This window comes from Bacillus sp. 01N42_2, from assembly GCF_056399565.1.
Window position 1 is genome coordinate 158,790 of record NZ_JBFTRO010000001.1, and the last position, 20,057, is coordinate 178,846.

The 20,057-nt window shown below is 45.3% G+C and carries 19 protein-coding genes, 3 pseudogenes and 1 other annotated feature; of the genes and pseudogenes, 7 read left to right on the plus strand and 15 right to left on the minus strand.

All coding sequences use genetic code 11. The annotated features are described in order from the left end of the window. Together cggR and AC1DN5_RS00875 are read right to left on the minus strand one after the other, a co-directional pair. Complete coding sequence (cggR, locus tag AC1DN5_RS00870) at positions 1-1,035, minus strand: gapA transcriptional regulator CggR (protein ID WP_016937886.1); 1,035 nt, start codon at positions 1,033-1,035, stop codon at positions 1-3. A 264-nt stretch (positions 1,036-1,299) separates the two neighbouring features. Next, positions 1,300-2,694 carry a sugar porter family MFS transporter gene (locus AC1DN5_RS00875; RefSeq protein WP_095241316.1) on the minus strand — a complete coding sequence of 465 codons (1,395 nt, stop codon included), beginning with the start codon at positions 2,692-2,694 and terminating at the stop codon, positions 1,300-1,302. Between the two features lie 224 nt (positions 2,695-2,918). Here AC1DN5_RS00875 and AC1DN5_RS00880 point away from each other — a divergent pair, with 224 nt between their 5' ends. Beyond that, on the plus strand, positions 2,919-4,007 hold the full coding sequence (locus tag AC1DN5_RS00880; RefSeq protein WP_269774272.1) for an arabinose utilization transcriptional regulator AraR: 1,089 nt from the start codon (positions 2,919-2,921) through the stop codon (positions 4,005-4,007). 29 nt (positions 4,008-4,036) lie between these two features. On the opposite strand, the gene AC1DN5_RS00885 is transcribed toward AC1DN5_RS00880, so the two are convergent. Then, positions 4,037-5,320, minus strand: a complete 1,284-nt coding sequence (locus tag AC1DN5_RS00885) for an ATP-binding protein (RefSeq protein WP_045925931.1) — start codon at positions 5,318-5,320, stop codon at positions 4,037-4,039. Positions 5,321-5,441: 121 nt separating this feature from the next. Beyond that, positions 5,442-6,446: an LLM class flavin-dependent oxidoreductase gene (locus tag AC1DN5_RS00890; protein ID WP_327814596.1), complete on the minus strand. Its 1,005-nt coding sequence runs from the start codon at positions 6,444-6,446 to the stop codon at positions 5,442-5,444. A gap of 273 nt (positions 6,447-6,719) precedes the next feature. Between AC1DN5_RS00890 and AC1DN5_RS00895 the strand changes: the two genes are divergently transcribed. Beyond that, positions 6,720-7,127: a hypothetical protein gene (locus AC1DN5_RS00895; RefSeq protein ID WP_016937882.1), complete on the plus strand. Its 408-nt coding sequence runs from the start codon at positions 6,720-6,722 to the stop codon at positions 7,125-7,127. Positions 7,128-7,157: 30 nt separating this feature from the next. Here AC1DN5_RS00895 and AC1DN5_RS00900 read toward each other — a convergent pair whose 3' ends face one another. Further along, positions 7,158-8,036 carry a LysR family transcriptional regulator gene (locus AC1DN5_RS00900; RefSeq protein WP_366969801.1) on the minus strand — a complete coding sequence of 293 codons (879 nt, stop codon included), beginning with the start codon at positions 8,034-8,036 and terminating at the stop codon, positions 7,158-7,160. A 97-nt stretch (positions 8,037-8,133) separates the two neighbouring features. Here AC1DN5_RS00900 and AC1DN5_RS00905 point away from each other — a divergent pair, with 97 nt between their 5' ends. Continuing rightward, positions 8,134-9,051 carry a DMT family transporter gene (locus tag AC1DN5_RS00905; RefSeq protein WP_047477201.1) on the plus strand — a complete coding sequence of 306 codons (918 nt, stop codon included), beginning with the start codon at positions 8,134-8,136 and terminating at the stop codon, positions 9,049-9,051. Positions 9,052-9,085: 34 nt separating this feature from the next. Here the strand turns inward: AC1DN5_RS00905 and AC1DN5_RS00910 are convergent, their stop codons facing one another. Together AC1DN5_RS00910 and AC1DN5_RS00915 are read right to left on the minus strand one after the other, a co-directional pair. Further along, positions 9,086-10,426, minus strand: coding sequence for an amino acid permease (locus tag AC1DN5_RS00910; protein ID WP_047477202.1), 1,341 nt, complete (start codon positions 10,424-10,426; stop codon positions 9,086-9,088). 62 nt (positions 10,427-10,488) lie between these two features. Continuing rightward, positions 10,489-10,728 (minus strand) — a binding site (T-box leader). Positions 10,729-10,820: 92 nt separating this feature from the next. Further along, entirely contained in the window at positions 10,821-10,979 is a 159-nt protein-coding gene (locus AC1DN5_RS00915) for a hypothetical protein (protein ID WP_016937878.1), read from the minus strand. Positions 10,980-11,129: 150 nt separating this feature from the next. Here AC1DN5_RS00915 and AC1DN5_RS00920 point away from each other — a divergent pair, with 150 nt between their 5' ends. From AC1DN5_RS00920 to AC1DN5_RS00930, 3 genes are all read left to right on the plus strand, one after another. Then, positions 11,130-11,987 carry a MurR/RpiR family transcriptional regulator gene (locus AC1DN5_RS00920; protein ID WP_049627435.1) on the plus strand — a complete coding sequence of 286 codons (858 nt, stop codon included), beginning with the start codon at positions 11,130-11,132 and terminating at the stop codon, positions 11,985-11,987. A 181-nt stretch (positions 11,988-12,168) separates the two neighbouring features. After that, on the plus strand, positions 12,169-13,713 hold the full coding sequence (gene gntK / locus AC1DN5_RS00925) for a gluconokinase (RefSeq protein WP_049627436.1): 1,545 nt from the start codon (positions 12,169-12,171) through the stop codon (positions 13,711-13,713). Positions 13,714-13,739: 26 nt separating this feature from the next. After that, positions 13,740-15,068, plus strand: a complete 1,329-nt coding sequence (locus AC1DN5_RS00930; RefSeq protein ID WP_016937875.1) for a GntP family permease — start codon at positions 13,740-13,742, stop codon at positions 15,066-15,068. 45 nt (positions 15,069-15,113) lie between these two features. On the opposite strand, the pseudogene AC1DN5_RS00935 reads toward AC1DN5_RS00930, so the two are convergent. The 6 genes and pseudogenes from AC1DN5_RS00935 to AC1DN5_RS00960 form a co-directional block, all read right to left on the minus strand. After that, a pseudogene (locus tag AC1DN5_RS00935) lies at positions 15,114-15,203 on the minus strand (IS3 family transposase); the annotation flags it as partial. Positions 15,204-15,221: 18 nt separating this feature from the next. Next, positions 15,222-15,335, minus strand: a complete 114-nt coding sequence (locus AC1DN5_RS00940; protein WP_099744175.1) for an integrase core domain-containing protein — start codon at positions 15,333-15,335, stop codon at positions 15,222-15,224. A 77-nt stretch (positions 15,336-15,412) separates the two neighbouring features. Continuing rightward, a pseudogene (locus AC1DN5_RS00945) lies at positions 15,413-15,583 on the minus strand (DDE-type integrase/transposase/recombinase); the annotation flags it as partial. A 144-nt stretch (positions 15,584-15,727) separates the two neighbouring features. Beyond that, positions 15,728-15,814 (minus strand): helix-turn-helix domain-containing protein, encoded by an 87-nt coding sequence (locus AC1DN5_RS00950; RefSeq protein ID WP_076983029.1) that lies wholly within the window; start codon positions 15,812-15,814, stop codon positions 15,728-15,730. 164 nt (positions 15,815-15,978) lie between these two features. Next, entirely contained in the window at positions 15,979-16,263 is a 285-nt protein-coding gene (locus tag AC1DN5_RS00955; RefSeq protein WP_188154430.1) for a hypothetical protein, read from the minus strand. A gap of 118 nt (positions 16,264-16,381) precedes the next feature. Continuing rightward, positions 16,382-17,152, minus strand: coding sequence for a putative immunity/bacteriocin fusion bifunctional protein (locus AC1DN5_RS00960; protein ID WP_366969802.1), 771 nt, complete (start codon positions 17,150-17,152; stop codon positions 16,382-16,384). Between the two features lie 367 nt (positions 17,153-17,519). On the opposite strand from AC1DN5_RS00960, the pseudogene AC1DN5_RS00965 reads away from it, so the two are divergent. Then, positions 17,520-17,649: pseudogene (locus AC1DN5_RS00965) on the plus strand (hypothetical protein); the annotation flags it as partial. Positions 17,650-17,897: 248 nt separating this feature from the next. Here AC1DN5_RS00965 and AC1DN5_RS00970 read toward each other — a convergent pair. Both AC1DN5_RS00970 and AC1DN5_RS00975 read right to left on the minus strand, forming a co-directional pair. Then, positions 17,898-18,620: a LutC/YkgG family protein gene (locus AC1DN5_RS00970; protein WP_366969955.1), complete on the minus strand. Its 723-nt coding sequence runs from the start codon at positions 18,618-18,620 to the stop codon at positions 17,898-17,900. Further along, positions 18,620-20,050, minus strand: coding sequence for a LutB/LldF family L-lactate oxidation iron-sulfur protein (locus tag AC1DN5_RS00975; RefSeq protein WP_045925923.1), 1,431 nt, complete (start codon positions 20,048-20,050; stop codon positions 18,620-18,622). The genes AC1DN5_RS00970 and AC1DN5_RS00975 overlap by 1 nt, the downstream gene beginning before the upstream one ends. Positions 20,051-20,057: the final 7 nt, after the last annotated feature.

The following is a 20,057-nucleotide window of genomic DNA, read 5'->3' on the forward strand; positions in this document are numbered from 1 at the left end:
TTATATTGAGGGACTGTTATCCCTTAATAACTTCTTTGCGGCTCCTTCGTCCGTGACGAGAACCGTGTTTCGCTGCTTTTTAAAATAAGCTTCGATTGCTTCTGCTTTTGATGATCCGCCCGCTACTGCGATAATGTCGGGAATGGCATCGAGGTCATCGAGCTGCATTCCGACTGAATGCACCTTGTGAACGACTTCTCCGTCCGCATTAAAGTAGTAGCCGAATGCTTCTGTCACCGCATGATTGTCATCTATTTTCTTCAAATCTTCCAAAGGCGTGTTTCTTCGCTCCGCCATTGTTCTAGCTTCGCCGATTCCGTGAATGAGCATACTCGCTGATTTAATCGTCTGAAGCACCTCTTTTACGGAAGGTTCTTCAATAATAGATGAATAGGCGCCTTGTGACAGCTGTCCGGGAACAAACAAAAGCCGGTAAGTGCCTGAAGCCTTTTCCGCCATATGCGCGCATATGGTGTTCGCCTGGTTTTTCACGTCTTCGCCTAAACCGCCTCTTGCAGGCACAAACAAAAGCTCGCGGTTTTTAGAATCCGGCGTCATCATATCGGCGACAGCTTCAATTGTCGTACCGCCGGTTACAGCGACGATATTTTTGCCTGAAAATCTCTTTTTCATACACGCAACGGCCGCTCTCCCTAATTCTTTTTTGACCCAAGGAGATTGGTCGCTGTCTCCGGAGACGATAATGGCATCTTTCAGATTAAGCCGCTCTTTTAATGTCTTTTCCAAAAGCGTCAATCCTAAAACATCCTTCATCGTATCTTCCAGAATCGAAAGCAGTGAATAGCCTTCTTCCGTCATTGTCATGCCGTTTGTTTTAATATCAATGAGATTCTGTTCTTTCAAAAACTGAACCTCGCTTCTGAGAACGCGCTCGGTCAATCCGAGACTGGCTGCGAGACTTCTGCGGCCGATCGGTTCGGTAAGCCTGATATACTGCAAGATTTCAAATCTTTTCTGCATGACAAGCAAAAGATCAGGCAATAATTTTTTTTGAGCTTGTATTAACTGGTTCATGACTCAAACGTTCCTTCCTATTCATACTGGACAGAAAATGTCCCGCTATGACAAAAAACGTCCCATCATAGCCAAAAAAAATTATGTCTGCTTTCTTTAATTATTTTAACAGGATGACTTTGTTAATTCAACTGTTAAAGGTCAATTCCTCGACATTCTTCGCAGGATTTACCAGTATCTCCTTGATACAGTCATTATATACAGAAACAGACTGAAGGTGACAGACAAAAGCCCGCCGGAGCGGACTTTTGTCGTAAAACGCTTTCATTTTATCCAGAGTTTTTCTATTTCCTCTAATGATTTATTTTTCGTCTCAGGGCAAATCGTCACGACAAACAAGAAACAGAGAATATTAATGACGGCGAATATCCAGAAAGTGTACGCGAGACCCAGCCCGCTGATCATCATCGGCACGAACTGACCGATCGCCCAGTTCGCCCCCCACAGGAATATCGTCGCAATACCGGCGGCGCGTGCGCGGAGGTGGTTCGGAAAGATTTCTGAAATCATGATCCACGTAATCGGCCCGACTGAAACGCAGAAAGCGGCAACGAATCCTAATATAATGACGACTAAAGCCGGACCGCTTGCCAGCTGAAAATAAAAGGATGCCCCGATTAAGATCATGAACAGCGCCATAAAGGCTGATCCGACCCCCATCAGCTTTTTCCGGCCAACTTTATCGACTAAAAGAACCGCGATAATGGTGAAAATCACTTCGACGACACCGACGATGCATGTCGTGACAAACCCCGCATTCTGCCCGAAGCCCATCATTTTGAAGATTTCCGGCCCGTAATACGTAATCGCGTTCATGCCGATGACCTGATTGAACAAAGCCAGCAGAATCCCGATCACAAGCGCTTTTCTCAGCCCCGGTTTAAACAGCTGAGACAATGAACCCATTTTTTCTAATTGTAAAGACGTTTCAATTTGTTTGATTTCTTCTTTCGCGGTCTGCTCGCCGTTAATGCGCGTCAGCACGGCGAGAGCTTCATTCCTGCGCCCCGCTTTTGCAAGCCAGCGCGGACTTTCCGGCACGATAAGCAGCACGATAAAAAAGATGACAGACGGAATCATGCCGTAAGCGAGCATCCACCGCCAGCCGGTGTGCACCCCCCATTCATATGAGCCGGACTGCTGGACGGCGAGGTTAATAAAATAAGTGCCGGAGATGCCTAATATCGTAAACAGCTGATACAGTGAGGACAGACTGCCGCGTATGGCCGGAGGAGCGGCTTCGGTAATATAGGTGACAGAAAGCGAGGAGCCCATTCCGATCCCCAGACCGCCGATGACTCTGGCGATAATTAAGGAAGACACACTTTGAGAAAGCGCAGAGACAACCGCTGACACCGCAAACAAAAGGGCCGCTGCCATCAGAACCTTTCTCCGTCCGAAACGGTCACTCAAAAATCCGGAAATACCGACGCCGAAAACACCGCCGATCATAATGCTTGAAATCACGAGTCCTTCCATAAAAGGACTTAAACGGTACAAGTCTTTCAGAAAACCGATGGCGCCGGAAATAACCGCCGTGTCATAACCGTACAAAAGCCCTCCGAGTCCGGCCGCGCATGAGATAAGAATGACAAACCACTTCGAATGCTCCCGAGTGACAGGTACATTTGAGCCAATTGGTGCCGGGTGATTCTTCATGAATTTTACCCTCCCGCGAATAATAGAATAAAAACGCTTACAAATTAGAGTGTTGTTACATTTGTACGTACTTATAAAGAATTTTATCTAAAAATAAGGAAAATTAGTACGTACAAATAAAGAATAAGCAGTTTTTCAGAATCTGTCAATTGTTTTTACGACTTGATGAAAGGGCTTACTATGTTATACTGGAATTTGTCCGTATACATTTTGGAGGAATTGATATGCTACCGAAATATGCTCAAGTAAAAGAAGAAATTTGTTCATGGCTGAATCAAGGAAAAATACAGCCTGACCAAAAGCTGCCTACGGAAAATGAGCTGATGCATCAGTTCGGCGTCAGCCGCCATACCATCAGAAAAGCGATCGGGGATTTAGTCTCGCAGGGGCTGCTGTACAGCGTTCAGGGCGGAGGCACCTTTGTCGCTTCACGCACGGCGAAATCAGCCATGCATTCAAACAAAACGATCGGCGTCATTACAACGTACATATCAGACTATATTTTCCCGAGCATCATCAGGGGAATCGAATCTTATTTAAGCGAACAAGGCTATTCCATGCTGCTGACGAGCACCAACAACAATACAGAAAGTGAACGACGCGGCCTTGAAAACCTGCTGTCTAAAAATATAGACGGGCTGATTGTCGAGCCTACGAAAAGCGCGCTGCAGACGCCCAACATCGGCTATTATCTCAATCTGGAGAAAAACGGCATTCCGTTTGCCATGATTAACGCTTCTTATGCGGAGCTGGCCGCACCGAGCTTTTCCGTCAATGATGTCAAAGGCGGCATGATGGCTTGCGAATACGTCATGTCCCTCGGGCACACGCACATTATGGGAATTTTTAAAGCGGATGACACGCAGGGCGTCAAACGAATGAACGGCTATCTGCAGGCGCATCGGGAGCGCGGGATCTTCCCGTCTCCGGACATGATCGTAACTTACACGACTGAGGAAAAAGAAACCGTGCTTCTCCAAAAGATTAAGGATACCCTTGAGCAAAACAGCGGATCATACCCGACGGCCATTCTTTGTTATAATGATGAAATTGCGCTGAAGACAATTAATCTTCTCAGAGAATTCGGCTTAAAGGTGCCTGATGACGTGTCAGTCATGGGCTATGATGATTCACATTTCGCCCAGATTTCCGAGGTGAAGCTCACCTCTGTCAAGCACCCGAAATCCATTATGGGGAAAGCGGCGGCAAAATACGTCATCGACTGCTTAGAACATAAAAAACCGAAGCAAGATGACGTCGTGTATGAACCGGAACTCGTCATCCGGAATTCCGTCAGGCGGATCGGCGAATGAAAATGGGCAGATACAATAGTATCTGCCCATCAGTCATTAAATTGAAAACTGAGCTGAAAATCATGAGGTGGAAGAACATCATCTATATTTTCTTTATTAAAATGCTTTAAAATATAATAAAATAACGAATCTGAAATATATAGTCTTTTATCATAGTATGTAAAGACCTTTGGAAAGATATCCTTTTTGGATTGCAATTCATCGAAGTGGTTAAGTACAGAGGTCAGTGCACCATGATTTATTGACTTTTTCTCATGGATTCGGTGAATATTCTCATATAAATACTGAAAAGAAAATCCTCTCCTCGCTATATCTTGATCAGACGTTAACACAATTTTCATTATATAATAGTATAACTTCAGCTTCGCTTTTCTTTCTCCATCTGCAATGTCTTGAATTTTTGTCAGATATTCCTCGCTTACTCTTTTATAATACAGAGCATTACATTCCTTAGCTAATTCAAGACTGTCAAGAACAATGTAATTCTGACTTCTCTTTCTTATCCCACTTTCACGACAATAATCAAAAAGAAGTTGTTGATATACAGCAACTATTTGGCTAGATGCCTCTATAAAATAATTTATTACATTTTCACTAATGTCTATATTCAGCTCTTTACAGCCTCTACTCTTTATCTTCAACAAATCTGTAGTAGACCATTTAGTAGCATCAATATAATCAATTCTTTGAGATAATTCTCCATTGAATTTTTCAAAATAGCCATTTATAATTTTCGTCCCGATTATAATGAATCTTAAGCCACTTTGATAGAACATTTTCAGGTCAAAAGCCAACAGATATTGATCGACTAAATTTAAATAATGAAAGTCATCCAGTACAATAAACTGAATGCCTTTTTCCTTCAGTGATTCAGCCACTCTGACACTTACGGTCTTAGGAAGATCCATTTTCCCTGATTCACTTAATAACTCTTTTTCTGATGAATCTCCGGTCACTTTCGCTTTTAAAAATTGAAATAGATTTGCCTCTACTTGACTATCAATTTTTGAGCACTTTTCAATACTTTTGGAAAAGTTATCAGATATCTCCACGCCGGATTTGTATAAAATTTGTGTGTAAATATCAGCTAAATCAACTCCCTTCGTACAGTCTATCACTATAGTGTTTTCAGCTTTGGTTACATATTTTTTTCTTAATAATGTTTTTCCGACTTTTGTTTCACCATAAATTACGATGTGATGATCCGTTAGTTCAATTTTATCTTGATAATCCTCATCAATTTGTTGTCTATCGACATAACTTTTTAAAACATTCCGCGATATACCAAAAACATCTTTCAAAGAAACATCCAAATCTTTATTCCCTCCCTACGTTTCAAGAAAATTTTTCTAATAAATGATACCACAATAGTATGAAATTTCATATTATTATACAAAAACAGGCAGCACACTATAAAGAGTGTGCTGCCTGTTTTTATCTTTTTAATTCGGCGATGATTTCAAACGACCGCATTCTGTCGGCATGCTCAAAGCTTTCTGAATTCACCATGATTTCATCCGCCTGTGTTGTCCGGATGAAGCTTTCCAGTTTTTCCTTCACACGCTCCGGTCCGCCGACGATCGTTGAACTGAGCTGTTCATTCACCATCGCTTTTTCATACGGCGACCAGATTTGATCCATGTCTTCAACAGGGGGCTTCAGCTGGTTCGGCGTGCCGCGGACGAGGTCTAAAAATCTTTGATAATGCGATGTCGCCAGATGCTCCGCCTTTTCATCCGTGTCTGCGGCAATAACGGTGACGCCGACCATCGCGTACGGTTTATCCAGTACGTCTGACGGACGGAAGGAGCTTCGGTACAGCTCAAGAGCCGGCACTGTGTTTTTCGGTGAGAAGTGAGCCGCAAAGGCGAACGGAAGCCCGAGCTCTCCGGCAAGGCGTGCGCTGAAGCCGCTTGAGCCCAGAAGCCAGATCGGCACGTCCAGCCCTTCGCCCGGAATGGCGCGGACTTGATTGCGCACATTGCCTGTCGGTTTGAAGTAATTTCTCAATTCTTCAAGCTGCTCCGGAAAATCTTCCCCGCTGTTTATGTTTCTTCTTAAGGCTCTTGCCGTTAATTGGTCGGTTCCCGGCGCACGTCCGAGTCCGAGGTCAATCCGCCCTGGATATAACGTTTCAAGGGTTCCGAATTGCTCCGCGATTATAAGTGACGAATGATTCGGCAGCATAATGCCGCCTGAACCGACGCGGATTTTTTTCGTGCCGCCGGCGATGTGGCCGATCAGCACTGACGTTGCCGAGCTGGCGACGCCTTCTATATTATGATGCTCCGCCAGCCAATAGCGGTTATAGCCCCACTCCTCGGCGCGGCGCGCTAAATCCATGCTGTTGCGGAACGATTCAGCAACCGTTCCCCCCTGTACGACCGGCGATAAATTCAATACGGAAAACGCAGTATCTTTCAATGTATGTTCAGCCATCGTTTTCTCCTTTATGGTTTAGTGTAAGCAGATCTTAAACAAGGTCTCTACCACACACCTTACCACAGCTTTTCCCGTGAGTTAAACAATTTGATTCGATGATATTCGAACAATCAGTCAGCGGTCGTCACTAGTGAACTCTGTATGAATGAATCTATTACATTCAGATATGAAGAGCCTAGAATGATATAAAAATGAAAAGATATCATTGAAAGAACAGAACCAATAATGTTAACATATGTAATATATTGAATAGGAAGGAAGTCATTCTATATGCGTAAAAAACTCTTAATGGCACTCACAACAGCTTTACTGGCAGCAATCTTTTTTACAGGAAACACCGATAAGGCATACGCCGCAGACTTTTATGACGGCACTCAGCAGCATTTAAATGTAAGCGGATTTACCGATGCCTCCTACTACACGAAAAAAGCGAAAACTGTCGATTTTACTCTCAGTACACCGTATCCGTCTAATCGAACCTTTAAAGGAAACCTATACTTACAGCGAAAGTCAGGAAAGAAATGGACGACTTGCAAAAAAACAACCTTTTCATTCTCAGTAAGGGTGACTAAGTCATTCTCTTTAAAAGGATGCAAGACAGGTTATTATCGTGTCAAAGCCACGTTCAGCGGTTCAAAACTTGTCAATACGACAAACTCTTTTAAAATTAACCGATAAGATTCAGGACCCTAAGATGATTAGGGTCTTTTATTCATTCTTTGTGAGTTCCTGCGCGATTTGAATAAAAAGTTTTGCCGCCAATGAAGCCTCTTTTACGGAAGGAACGGCAAGCAGAACATCGCGGTACACCTCCTGATTCAGATCTCTCGTCACGACATTGTCCGGCAGCGATATTCCCGACATAGACATTTGTGATAATATCGCGATTCCCAGCCCTTCTTTAATCATGCTGATGGACGTATTGACGTTGTAAACAGTGAATGCGGCAGTCAGCACAGATCCTGCCTCCCTAAACATATCAATAAGCGGTGATTCGTACCCTCCGTCACAGATGATCATCGGCTGGCAGTCAAGGTCTTTCAGAGTGATTGACTCACAGCTGCAAAGCGGATGATCATTTCTAAGCACGACGGCCATTTTATCTTTTTTCAGCGGCAGATATTCCATATCTTCCGTAGGAAAAAGAGTAATACCTGCATCTATTACCCTGGAACGGAGCCATTCCTTTACTTCGTTGACCGTTCCTTCATGAAGCACCAATTCAAGCTTCGGATACCGCTTTTTAAACATACTGATCAGCTTTGGAATGAAATAAGCGGAAGCGGCGGGAAATGTGCCGACGTGAATCGTTCCCTGTTCAAGCCCTCTTTCCGCGGCCGCCAGCTGCTCGGCTTTTTCTATGCCTTTGAGCACCTCTCTGATATGGACGAGAATTTTTCCGCCCGTGTCCGTGAGTCTTAAGCCGTTGCGGCGCTCGCGGATGATCAGCTTAATGCCGAGCTCTGACTCAAGCGCCGAGATGGCATGGCTGACGGCGGGCTGCGTCATATTCAGCGCCTGCCCTGCTTTTGTAAAGCTTCCCGTTTCAGCAATTTGAACAAAAACCCGCAGTTGTGTAATCGTCATAACGTTTTACTTATGCTCCTTATAAAAAAGATTCATTTTATTTATCTTGCTGATTACCGTATCATATGATGGAATTGTTCTACAAGGAGTGAACGTCGTGAAACAGCTTTCGAGAATACAGACAGCTCTCATGCTGGCGTTTTTAGTTACGGTATGGGGGATTAACTGGCCGCTGACAAAGGCCGCGCTCGCCTATTCCCCGCCTCTTCTGTTTGCCGGAATCCGCACGCTGATCGGCGGACTTCTATTATTAATGGTGGCGCTGCCCCGTTTTAAAAAGCTGCGTTTTAAAGAAACGTGGCCGATCTATCTGATTTCTGCTATTTTAAATATTACTTTATTTTACGGCCTGCAAACGGTCGGCTTGAATTACCTGCCTGCCGGCCTATTTTCAGCCATTGTGTTTTTCCAGCCTGTTTTAATGGGTGTTTTTTCTTGGCTGTGGCTCGGGGAATCGATGTATCCTTTGAAAATAGCTGGGCTTATTCTAGGCTTTTCCGGTGTCGCCGTCATCAGCTCAGCCGGTTTCGGAGGTCATATTTCCATCGCCGGCATTCTTTTGGCCTTAGGCTCCGCAGTCAGCTGGGCGCTCGGCACGGTATATGTGAAAAGAACGGGCGGACGCGCGGACTCGATCTGGATGGTCGCTCTTCAGCTTCTGATCGGCGGCGTGCTGCTTGTGAGCTCCGGCAGTTTTTCAGAAAGCTTTTCAGCGATTCAATGGAAAGCTCCGTTCATTCTGAGCCTTCTGTTCATTTCGGTATTTGTCATCGCGCTCGGCTGGCTCGCCTTTTTTACGCTTGTCGGTTCAGGGGAAGCAAGCAAGGTTGCCTCTTACACCTTCCTGATCCCGCTCATATCCATTGTCGTCAGCTCGATATTCCTGCATGAGCCGCTGACCGTCAGCCTTTTAGCCGGACTGCTTCTGATTGTCACAAGCATTTGCTTTGTGAATATAACACCAAAGAGACTGAAAACACCTGCTTTGGCCGCAGAAAAAAAGGCCGCTCATTAAAAAAACTCTTGCCGCGGGGCAAGAGTTTTTTTGTTTATTGATGTCTCCCTTTCACGAGATACGCAGCCGTAATAAGCAGGTAGATGGCCGCGGTGATGCATGTGATGACAATGGATGTCGTCGCAATTACGCCGATCAGGATGGCCAAAAGCGCAAGCACCGCAAACCAGGTCGTGTACGGGAACCATTTGACGTAATAAGCCGGCTGTTCTGTTGAATGTTTTCTTGATTTCAAATGGGCGAATCCGATAATCAGCCAGATGAACAGCACGGTATAGCCGAGTGAACCCATCAAATAATTAAACGTCTGGCTTCCTGCAAATAAAGAAATCAGAACGCCTACATATAAAAATGACGTACAAGTCAGAATCGCATAGACGGGAACCTTTTTCTTCGATAGTTTTGAAAAGATTTTCGGCACCCGGCCGTCAGAAGCCTGCGTAAATAAGACGCGGGATGACCCGTACAATCCCGAGTTCATAGACGAGATAATCGCAAGAAGAATGACGGCATTCATAATATGGTCTGCACCCGGAATTCCGATCATCTTAAATACTATGACAAACGGGCTTTCGGGAACGCTGTTGACTTGATTCCAAGGAATCAGGCTGACGATGATGAAAAACGGCAGCAAATAAAAAGCGACAATCCGCGTTAACGTGCTTCGGACAGCTTTCGGAATCACCTTTTCGGGGTTTTTTGTCTCCGCCAGCGTGACGCCGATGATTTCCGTTCCGCCGTATGAGTAGATCACGACGAGCATCGCCGTAATGACGCCCCCCGCTCCATGCGGGAAAAATCCTCCGTGATCCGTTAAATGAGACAGGCCCGGCGCCGTATGATTGCCGAATGAGAAAAATAAAAGCAGAATTCCGCATAAAATAAAGATGACAATCACCGTAATTTTAATGAGCGCAAGCCAGTACTCTGTCTCGGCAAAAAGCTTCACAGAAAGCATGTTTACGACCGTTACCACAATGGAAATAATCAAAGCGAGTATCCATATCGGACATTCCGGCAGCCAATATTGAATGAAAATGGCGGCTACGACCGCCTCTGCGGCAATATTGAGCACCCACATTTTCCAATAGATCCAGTCTAAAAAGTATGCAGCGTACGATCCGAGAGACTGCTCAACCAAATCACGGAACGTCCTTGCATGTTTGTTTCTGACAGCCATTTCGGCCAGCCCCTGCATAATAAACAGCAGAATGATTCCGCCGAGGAGGTAGGCCAGCAGCACGGAAGGCCCGGCTTCATCAATCGCCGTGCTGCTGCCTTTAAAGAGCCCGGCCCCAATTGCGCCTCCAAGCGCCATCATCATAATGTGTCTGGACGACATCGTCCGTTTCAACGTTTGCTTGTCCTTTTCCATCTATCACACGCCCTCTCGCAAAAAGTGTTCATCACATAAAAAAGCACGCCGCCTCTTTTTAAAAAAGAGACGGCGTGCCTCAGGCAGCCGCGGTACCACTCTTGTTGATCCCAAATATCCGGAATCCAGCTTGAAAACCTTTTAACGAAGGTCAGCCGTTAGGACATAGGGAATATTCCGATAATTCCGTTCCGCCCTGCCACTTCCGGGCGAGTTCAAAGAACAATCAGTCCGCGTTGCACCAAACCGCGGCTCTCTTTTTCTGACTGGATTCTTTTACTGCTCCCGTTCACAGTGTTTTATGTTAAATGAATCTCTTGAGTTTTTATTTTCTGAATATAGTAACATAATATACAGTCTTCTAATTTCAAAGTCAATACTAATTTTTACCGTCCTATTGTCCTTCCCGATCATTCGAAAATCTCAGCTGAAAACCGGAAACAAGGCTTTGCTTTCCAGGTGCCGCGCTTTCCGCTTTCACCTTAGTGTTTGCGTATAAAAACAGCGCAAGCGCAATGCCGAATGATATGACGAGAATCCATGCTTTTTTCATCCAGATGCCTCCTCACTTTCTATCATCGGCGGCCTTTCTCTTTTTTTATACACCAAATCGAAAAAACAATTTTAAAATTCTGTTTTCCTTATATTGAAACTTGCTTTATCATAAAAGTATGCGTTTACATTCGAATAGGGAGGTTATAGCATGACCCCTGTCAATTCAAGCAGTATCGGGAAGATTCAGGCAGCCAGCAAAGGCTTGTCGCCAAAATTGAGAGCGATTGCAGACCATATCGTGAAGGAACCGAAAGACGTGGTTCATCTCTCTATCATTCAGCTGGCGGAAAAAACGAAAAGCTCTGAAGCGACGATTTTCAGGCTGTGCAAGCGGCTCGGTTTTTCCGGCTATCAGGATTTAAAAATCGCGCTTGCTCAGGAAATCGTTCAGGAGCCTGTGCAGCACATTCATGAAGAAATGAGCCCTGATGACGATACCGAAGTCATCATCCAAAAAGTTTTCCGCGCAAATATTTCCGGCCTGACCGATACGTTTCAGTTGTTAGATCCGGCCGATGTTGAAAAAGCGGTAGAGATGATTCACGGCGCAGACAGAATCGAATTTTACGGAAACGGCGGCTCCGGGCTGATCGCCACAGATGCGTATCATAAGTTTATGCGCACGGGCATAAACTGCATCGCTCACACGGACTCTCACTTTCAGGCGATGTCAGCGGGTCTTCTCGGTCCCGGAAGCGCAGTCATCGGGATTTCTCACTCGGGGAGCAACAAGGATGTGCTCGATGCGGTGAAAACGGCCAAATCGCTCGGCGCGGGCACGATCGGCATTACAAGCTACCAAAAGTCGCCGCTCACCCAGATTTCTGACGTTGTGCTGTATACATCAACAAGGGAGACGGCCTTTCGAACGGAAGCGATGTCCGCAAGACTCGCCCAGCTGACGGTCATTGATACGCTTTATTTCGCAACGGCACGTCTGCGGCAGGAGAAAACGCTCGCCAACTTGCAGCAAATCAGAAAAATGATCGCGCACAAACGTTTGTAACCGTTTTCTGAATATTTATTTTTCAAAGAGAAAAGCCGATACAGCGGGAATTGAGGCAATTTTGTGAAAAAAATTTTCTTCTCTATCGTTGATTTATAAAAAAATTATTCCTATAATTGACTTTGTAAGGGCATACATTATCAATCTATCTTATTATTCAATTAGAGTAGGCGGGATATATATGAAGGAAACCCAAGCTGTTATCGGTCTGGATATCGGCACGACCAGCACGAAAGCCGTTCTGTTCGGACCAAGAGGCAAAGTGCTAGCCAAACATTCGGTTCACTATGATTTAATACAGCCAAAGCCGGCATGGGCCGAGCAGGATCCCGAGCACATTTTGGAAGCTGTTATCGCGAGCATCAGAGGCGCCGTCACAAAGGCCGGACTGAGCCCGGACAACCTGCTGGCAATCGGTATCAGCACCGCCATGCACTCATTGATTGCTGTCGATCAAAACGGCGGCCTGCTGACCAAAAGCATCATTTGGGCGGACAACCGCAGCGCCGAGCAATCAAAACGGATTTTAAAAGAAATGAACGGTTTCGATATTTATAAAAGAACGGGCACACCGATTCACCCGATGTCTCCCCTTTCCAAAATTGTGTGGATGAGAGAACAGGATAAGGAGACATTCGCGAAAGCCGCCAAATTCATCAGTATTAAGGAATATATTTTGCACGAGTTTTTCGGAACTTATGTCGTTGATTATTCGATTGCTTCGGCAACGGGGCTGTTCCGTTTAGAGACGCTTTCATGGGATGAAGAAGCGCTCCGGATTGCCGGAATCCGGGAAGATCAGCTGTCGGACATCGTGCCGACCACTCACCAGCTATGCGGCCTTGCGCCGGAAATCGCGGCACGGATGGGCATTCATGCGGATACTCCGTTTATTATCGGCGCAAATGACGGCGTGCTCGCCAATCTGGGAGTAGGCGCGATCGGCAAAGGCGAGGTAGCCGTTACGATCGGAACAAGCGGAGCCGTACGTTCGGTGACGGATAAGCCGGTGACGGATGAAAAAGCGCGGACGTTCTGTTATGCGCTGACTGACAAGCATTGGGTCATCGGAGGACCGACGAATAACGGAGGCATTATGCTGCGCTGGCTTCGTGATGAGTTCGCTTCTCCTGAGGTCGAAACGGCGAAGCGGCTTGGCATTGATCCGTACGATTTAATGATTGATATCGCGGATAAAGTGCCCGCAGGCTCTGATGGTCTGCTGTTTCTGCCGTTTTTATCAGGAGAGCGCGCGCCGTTTTGGAATCCGAATGCCCGCGGAACGTTTTTCGGCATCAGCCTCCGCCATAAACGGGAGCATTTTATCAGAGCGGTGCTGGAAGGCGTCATCATGAGCGTCTTTTCGATCGGTGTCGCACTGAGAGATTTGGCGGGCCCCGCAAAAGATGTGCGGGCATCCGGAGGGTTTGCGAGATCGCCGCTGTGGAGGCAGATTTTGTCCGATACGATGGGACGGGAAGTCCTCGTTCCGGAAAGTTATGAGGCATCGGCGCTCGGAGCTGCCGTCCTCGCTTTACACAGCATTGGCGAAATGGAACAGATTGAGGATGTTCAGGACTGGATCAGAATTTCTCACCGTCATGAACCGAATGTTAAAAACAGCGAAACATATATTGAGCTGTTTTACTTATACGAGCGGCTGTATGACAAGCTCAAAGATGAATTTGACGTCATCAGTGAATTTCAGCTCAAACAAAGCCGTTAATTCTTCTTTGAAAGGGTGAAAAGGTCATGTTACTGTTTATAGTCATTGCCGCTATTATCGTTTTACTCTTATTGATTACGGTCGCTAAGTTAAATCCTTTTATCAGTCTTTTGATTACATCCATTCTTGTCGGTTTTGCAGCGGGCATGAAGCTGCCGGACATTATCACTTCGATGAAAACCGGGCTCGGCAATACGCTGTCTCTGCTTGCGATCGTGCTGGCCCTCGGCACGATGCTCGGAAAAATGATGGCTGAATCAGGCGGTGCGGAGCGGATCGCCCACACCCTGATCGGCCGTTTCGGCAAAAAGAAAGTGCATTGGGCGATGGTGGCCGTCGCTTTTATCGTCGGCATCCCGGTCTTTTTCCAGGTCGGCTTCGTCCTGCTCGTGCCGCTTCTGTTTACGATTGCGATTGAAACCGGTGTTTCATTAGTGACGATCGGAATTCCGCTCCTTGCGGGACTTTCCGTCGTGCACGGATTGGTTCCGCCCCACCCTGCGGCGATGGCGGCTGTCGGCATTTATCACGCCAATGTCGGAAAAACGATTGTGTATTCTTTAATTGTCGGCATTCCGACTGCTATCATCGCAGGGCCGCTTTACGGAAAATGGATCGGTAAGCGCATTCACAAACCCGTCCCCGAACTGTTGAAAAAACAATTTATTGAACGGAATGAAAAACGCAAGCTTCCGGGATTCGCAAATACATTGTTTACGATATTAGTACCGGTGATTCTGATGCTTATGGCAACGCTTGCCGAAATTGCGCTTCCGGAAAAAAGCGCGCTCTATGACACTTTTAAATTTATCGGCGACCCTGTCACGGCGCTTTTGATCGCCACGGTTTACTCCTTTTTCAGCCTTGGATTTTATCAAGGCTTTAACAGAGAAAGCATTTTAAAATTCAGCAATGACTGTCTGGGACCGATCGCTTCCATTCTGCTCGTGATCGGAGCCGGCGGCGCTTTTAACAACGTTCTGATTGATTCAGGCGTCGGCACGTACATCGCAGACATGGCGAAGCATTCGAGCTTCTCTCCCGTTCTTTTAAGCTGGACGATCGCGGCAGTCATCCGTGTCGCGACAGGTTCAGCGACTGTCGCCATGATGACGGCGGCCGGTATTGTTGCACCGATTGCATCTGTCATGCCGGGGGTCAGCAGCGAGCTTCTTGTTTTGGCAACGGGAGCAGGCTCTTTGATTCTGTCTCACGTCAACGACTCCGGTTTCTGGCTCATTAAAGAGTATTTCGGAATGACCGTGAAAGAAACGTTCCTGACATGGACGGCGATGGAAACGATTATTTCTGTCAGTGCGATTTGTTTTATTATGATTATTAACGCGTTTATATAAAAGCCGAATAGTGACCCCTGTCAAGTAGACAGTGTTAAAAAGACACTAAGCAGCCTGAGTCCTGTATTGATATGGGCTCAGGTTGTTTAACTTCTTTTGGAACCGTTGATGGTTATAAAAATGAATATATTTACATACTGCTTCTTGAACTGCTTATGCTGTTTTGAATGAATATAAATACATACATTCCGTTTTAAAATGGCTAAAGAAACTTTCCATACAGGCATTGTCCCAACAGTTTCCTCTTCTCGACATACTGGCTTTCATCTGATATTTTTTGAGTAGATTGTGGTAGAGGAGGGATGTACATTGGAAACCTTGGTCGCTATGCAGGAGTACGCCTTTTACATCATTCCGTTTTTTCTTTGCTTTTTTAGCGTATCCACTACAAGTTTCAGGTCATTCTTTCGACTGATCTGATAAGCGGCGATTTCATTATTATACAAGTCTTTCATCACAGAAATGTACAGTTTTTGGCCGCTGAACATTAAATAGGTAATATCCGTTACCCATTTTTCATTAGGTGTTTCGAAGCTGTAAAATCTCTGTTTAGATGATTGCGGGAAGTGATGTGCGTTTCTTTCTTGCCGTAAAAGGGGCGAATTCTCGGCCTGCCCATACCAGTGCCTTTTGCCTTGCGCGTTTCTCCTTAAGCCCTTTCATCCCTCTGTCTGAAAGTGGTTAACCCATCTCCTTACTTGGTATTTATCAATGTTCATTTCTCTGGCGATTGTCTGATAACCCATCCCATCATTTAGGTGAAGATCAACAACTTTTTTCTAAAGTGAATATCATAAGTTTTACGTGTTTTCCCAATAAAAATCCCCTCCATTGCAGACAGATCAGTATGCTTTCTTTTTTCTGTCTACTATGAGGGGATCATATCAATATGAGCTGGGCTCCTTTTTCTTTAACGAAACAAAAGAACAGCTAATATCCCTAGATTAATTATTCCTAAAAGGAAGGAAACGACCGCTATCCCTTTGTTTTTCTGCATAAAATAAAGACCATTTATAACCAAGATACAGCTGATCAAAGCATCAAATAATCGGAGAGCCATAACGTTAAAATCAACTTCCGACTCAAAAAAGCTAAATATCGATACTGCTATTAAAAAGATTACTGATACTGTGATATAAATCAACCAGTCCCTAGATGCACTGCTCTTTTCAGTTTCTTTTTGAATACTGTTCATGAGTTGTTCAAAACCACCTTATAACAATATTTCCTAAATTTTATAATATGCACCTAATCATTTTCAATGCATCGTTATAATGATAAAAAGAGGGGTATTTCTTCCCCCCTCTCCTTAATTATCCGCAAATTAATTTTATTGCTTTGCTTTTTGAGTTGTGCTTGATAATAACACAAACTGTTCCGCAACCAATACCAATTGCTAGGTTGATGGCCGCAATTCTTAAGCAAGAAAGAGCACAAGAGCCTCCATTTGCTATATCATATAACCAAGATACAGCAGCTCTGCAGCTCATCATAGTTGATGCTTTTGTTTCTTCCGCAGAGTCTTTTGAATCCTTTAAGTAATCTTCTACAGAAACTTCTGTTCCATTATCCAGTTTGACTTTTCCGCCTTCTGTTAAGTTTACATCTTCAACAACTTTACCAGCTTGTTTTATTTGTAAATTAAGAAGTTTTTCTGATTCATCAAATGTAATGTAAGTTTCAATGGTATCGAATATTTGTTCAGTTTTCAGATCAACAAAATATTGTGCTGATGTTAATCCAGACTCCATATCATCAACAGGAATTGTTACCACAGCCATGCCTTCTTTTACATTTACAATCTCTTCATCTTGTTCATTTGAAAGTCCAAAGAAGCTGTTTTTTGGTTTTTTCACCAACTTGTTTTGTTTAAATTCCTTTGAGGCATAGACAATTTCTTTTGCTTTTTGTTGATCTTCTAATGGTCCCGATGACTCAGGAACCCCTGATTGGCATGAGGTACAATTTGTTTTTGCTTTCCCTAAAACATTTGAATTAGCTTTAACACTAGTATTAAAAGAGAAAATCGTTACTAATGTAAGTGTGATAGCCATTAACAGTGAAAAAAAGCCTTTCTTATCCATCAAATACCTCCTTTTTCCACATTTTAGGTATACCCATGAAGATTGTAACTTATTTCCAATTCAGAATCAACAACAAAACAGATAATTCTATTAAAATCCAAAAAATTTCTAAAATAGCGGACTTTATTTTCACTGTCAAAAAACTGTCTAATTGCACTTTCTTTTCGTTCGTAAATACAATCATAGAAAACCCATACATCAGGTGAAATTGCTGAGACATCGGCGCCGGTTTCAAAACAAAAGATCTCAAAAGGTAAAATAACACGGATCAAATTGATCATTTCTTACTTTTGTATCACATTTTGTCTGTTTCTTCATTGTCCCAAGGTAAGATCTTGTTGATCTATTAAAATGAAAGGATATGAATATGAAAGTATTTGAAGCCAAACACACTGCTTTCAGAAGCAGATAAACGTGCAAAAGAATACAAAGAATTAAGAAGCCAGAGGGTCAATCTAAAAAAAGCCTTCAAAGACGAACTTGCAGATGCAGAGGACAAACGTAAAAAAACAGTCGATAATTAGGAAGCGTGGACGAAGCACTTGTTACTTCAATGTTCATTTCTCTGGGGATTGTCTGATAACCCATCCCATCATTTAGCTGAAGATCAACAACTTTTTTCTTAAAGTGAATATTATAAGTTTTACGTGTTTTCCTATAAAAAATCCCCTCCATTGTAGACAGATATGCTTTCTTTTTTCTGTCTACTATGAGGGGATCATATCAGAAAACCGGGGGTTGTTTTTTATCGGTCATTAACAAGGATATAAGCGGCTTTCACGGGTCCGTGGACGCCGACAACCAAATCCATTTCGATATCGGCTGAGTTGCTCGGTCCTGTAATATAGTTGATGCAGGAAGGAACGGTGACGCCGTCTCTGATCTGCTGTTTCAGGATATCGCTGGCCTGCGTCATTCTCGGCACAATGGAAGATTTCGGGATGATTGCGATATAGGTAGTCGGAAGCAGGCTGACTGATCGGCCGGCATGCTCTGACGCATACAAAACGACGGTGGCTGATTCAGCAAGCGTAATCTCGCTGAATGTAATGCCTACATTCGCTTGTTCCGCTTTTTCAATATTTTTCGCTCCTTGTTCCGCATCCCATTCCCAAACCGGAATGCCTTCATCCGGCCACTCTTCCGACATAAGAGTCTGCAGGCCGTACGTTTCAAACCGGCTGTCTTTCGGAATGATGACAGGCCCTCCTTCAAAACGGTCCACCTGCGTGCGCAAAGCGGCGTACAGCCCGGCGGCATCCGTTTCGATCAGCTCGGTATGAATGTTGACGCAGTGGTCTTTCAGCATCGTGACAAGATCATCTTCCGTACAGCCCGCATGCGTTTCATATTGAGGCTGGTACTTCCATTCAGGCAGGGACACGCCTGCTTTTCTGCGCTCTCTGCCCAGACGTTCGGCGATCCGGTTTAAAAAGGATTCCTGATGTTTAACCGTCCCTTTCATCATCATTCTTCCCCCTTTTGTTTTTCCCGGTCAAAAAACCAATCTCTGAATCTCGATTTATGCGGCGCCGGGAAGTCCCGGACTGCGGTCCATCCCTTTAACGGCCCCGGCCCTTTTGATATTTTGTCATCTTCCGTAAACGGCGTCATGGCTGCAGGCGCCCATTTTGATCCCATTTTATAAAGGGACGGGGATGACGAGCCGATCCCGAAGGCTTTCATGGCCAGTTTTTCGCTGAACGGCGCTTTGCCCTCTTTTTCCACGATGTTCTGCCGATGCTTGAGCAGCAGCTCGTGCAGCGGAATTTTAACAGGACACGCTTCTGTGCAGGCCGCGCATAAGGAAGATGCGTACGGGAGCTCCTTATACTCATCATATCCGCCGAGAAGGGGCGATAGGACGGCGCCGATCGGACCCGAATAGATGGACCCGTACGAGTGTCCGCCGACATGCCGGTATACGGGACAGACATTGATGCAGGCGGCGCAGCGGATACATTGCAGCACCGATTGAAATTCCGTGCCGAGTATGCGGGAACGCCCGTTATCCACGACCACGAGGTGGAATTCCTCCGGCCCGTCTGCTTCTCCTTCCTGCCGGGGGCCCGTCAGCGCCGTAATGTAACTTGTAAGCCGCTGGCCGACCGCGCTTCTCGTCAGCATGCTGACAAGCACTTCAAACTCAGAAAATGAAGGAACGATCCGCTCCATTCCCATCACGGTGATCTGCGTCTTCGGCAGCGCGGACACAAGGCGGCCGTTTCCTTCGTTTGTCACGAGACTGACCGATCCCGTATCCGCGATTGCAAAGTTGCAGCCCGTGATGCCGACATCCGCTTCGAGAAATTTTTTCCGGAGGACGCTGCGCGCGTGCATGACGAGCTCTTCCGGTTTTTCCGTCTGTTTGTATTCGAGTCTCTCTTTAAACACGTCACGAATCTGCTCTTTGTTTTTGTGAAGAGCCGGAGCAACAATATGTGACGGCGGATCGTGATCGTCAATCTGGAGAATATATTCGCCGAGATCCGTTTCTGTGACTTCACAGCCCTCTTCTTCAAGCACTTCGTTCATATTGATTTCTTCTGTCACCATGGATTTGGATTTTACGATTTTTTTGGCGTTTTTCTGCCGGATGACATCGCGGATATAGGAGGACGCTTCTTCCGCCGTTTCGGCGAAAAATACGTGCCCCCCTCTTTTGGCGACGTTTTCGGCGAGCTGTTCTAAATAGAAATCAAGATTGTCCAGCACATGCTGTCTGATTTCCTCCGCATGGGAACGCCAATCCTCCCAGTTTCCCAATTCCTCTGCCGCCTGAAGCCTTCTCGTCCTGAGCCGTTCCTGCGCTCCGGAGACGGCTCCTCTCATAAATTCATTATCTATTCCTTCTGATACCCGCTCTTTAAAAGCGGCGGTACCGATTTTCATCGCCATGATTTTA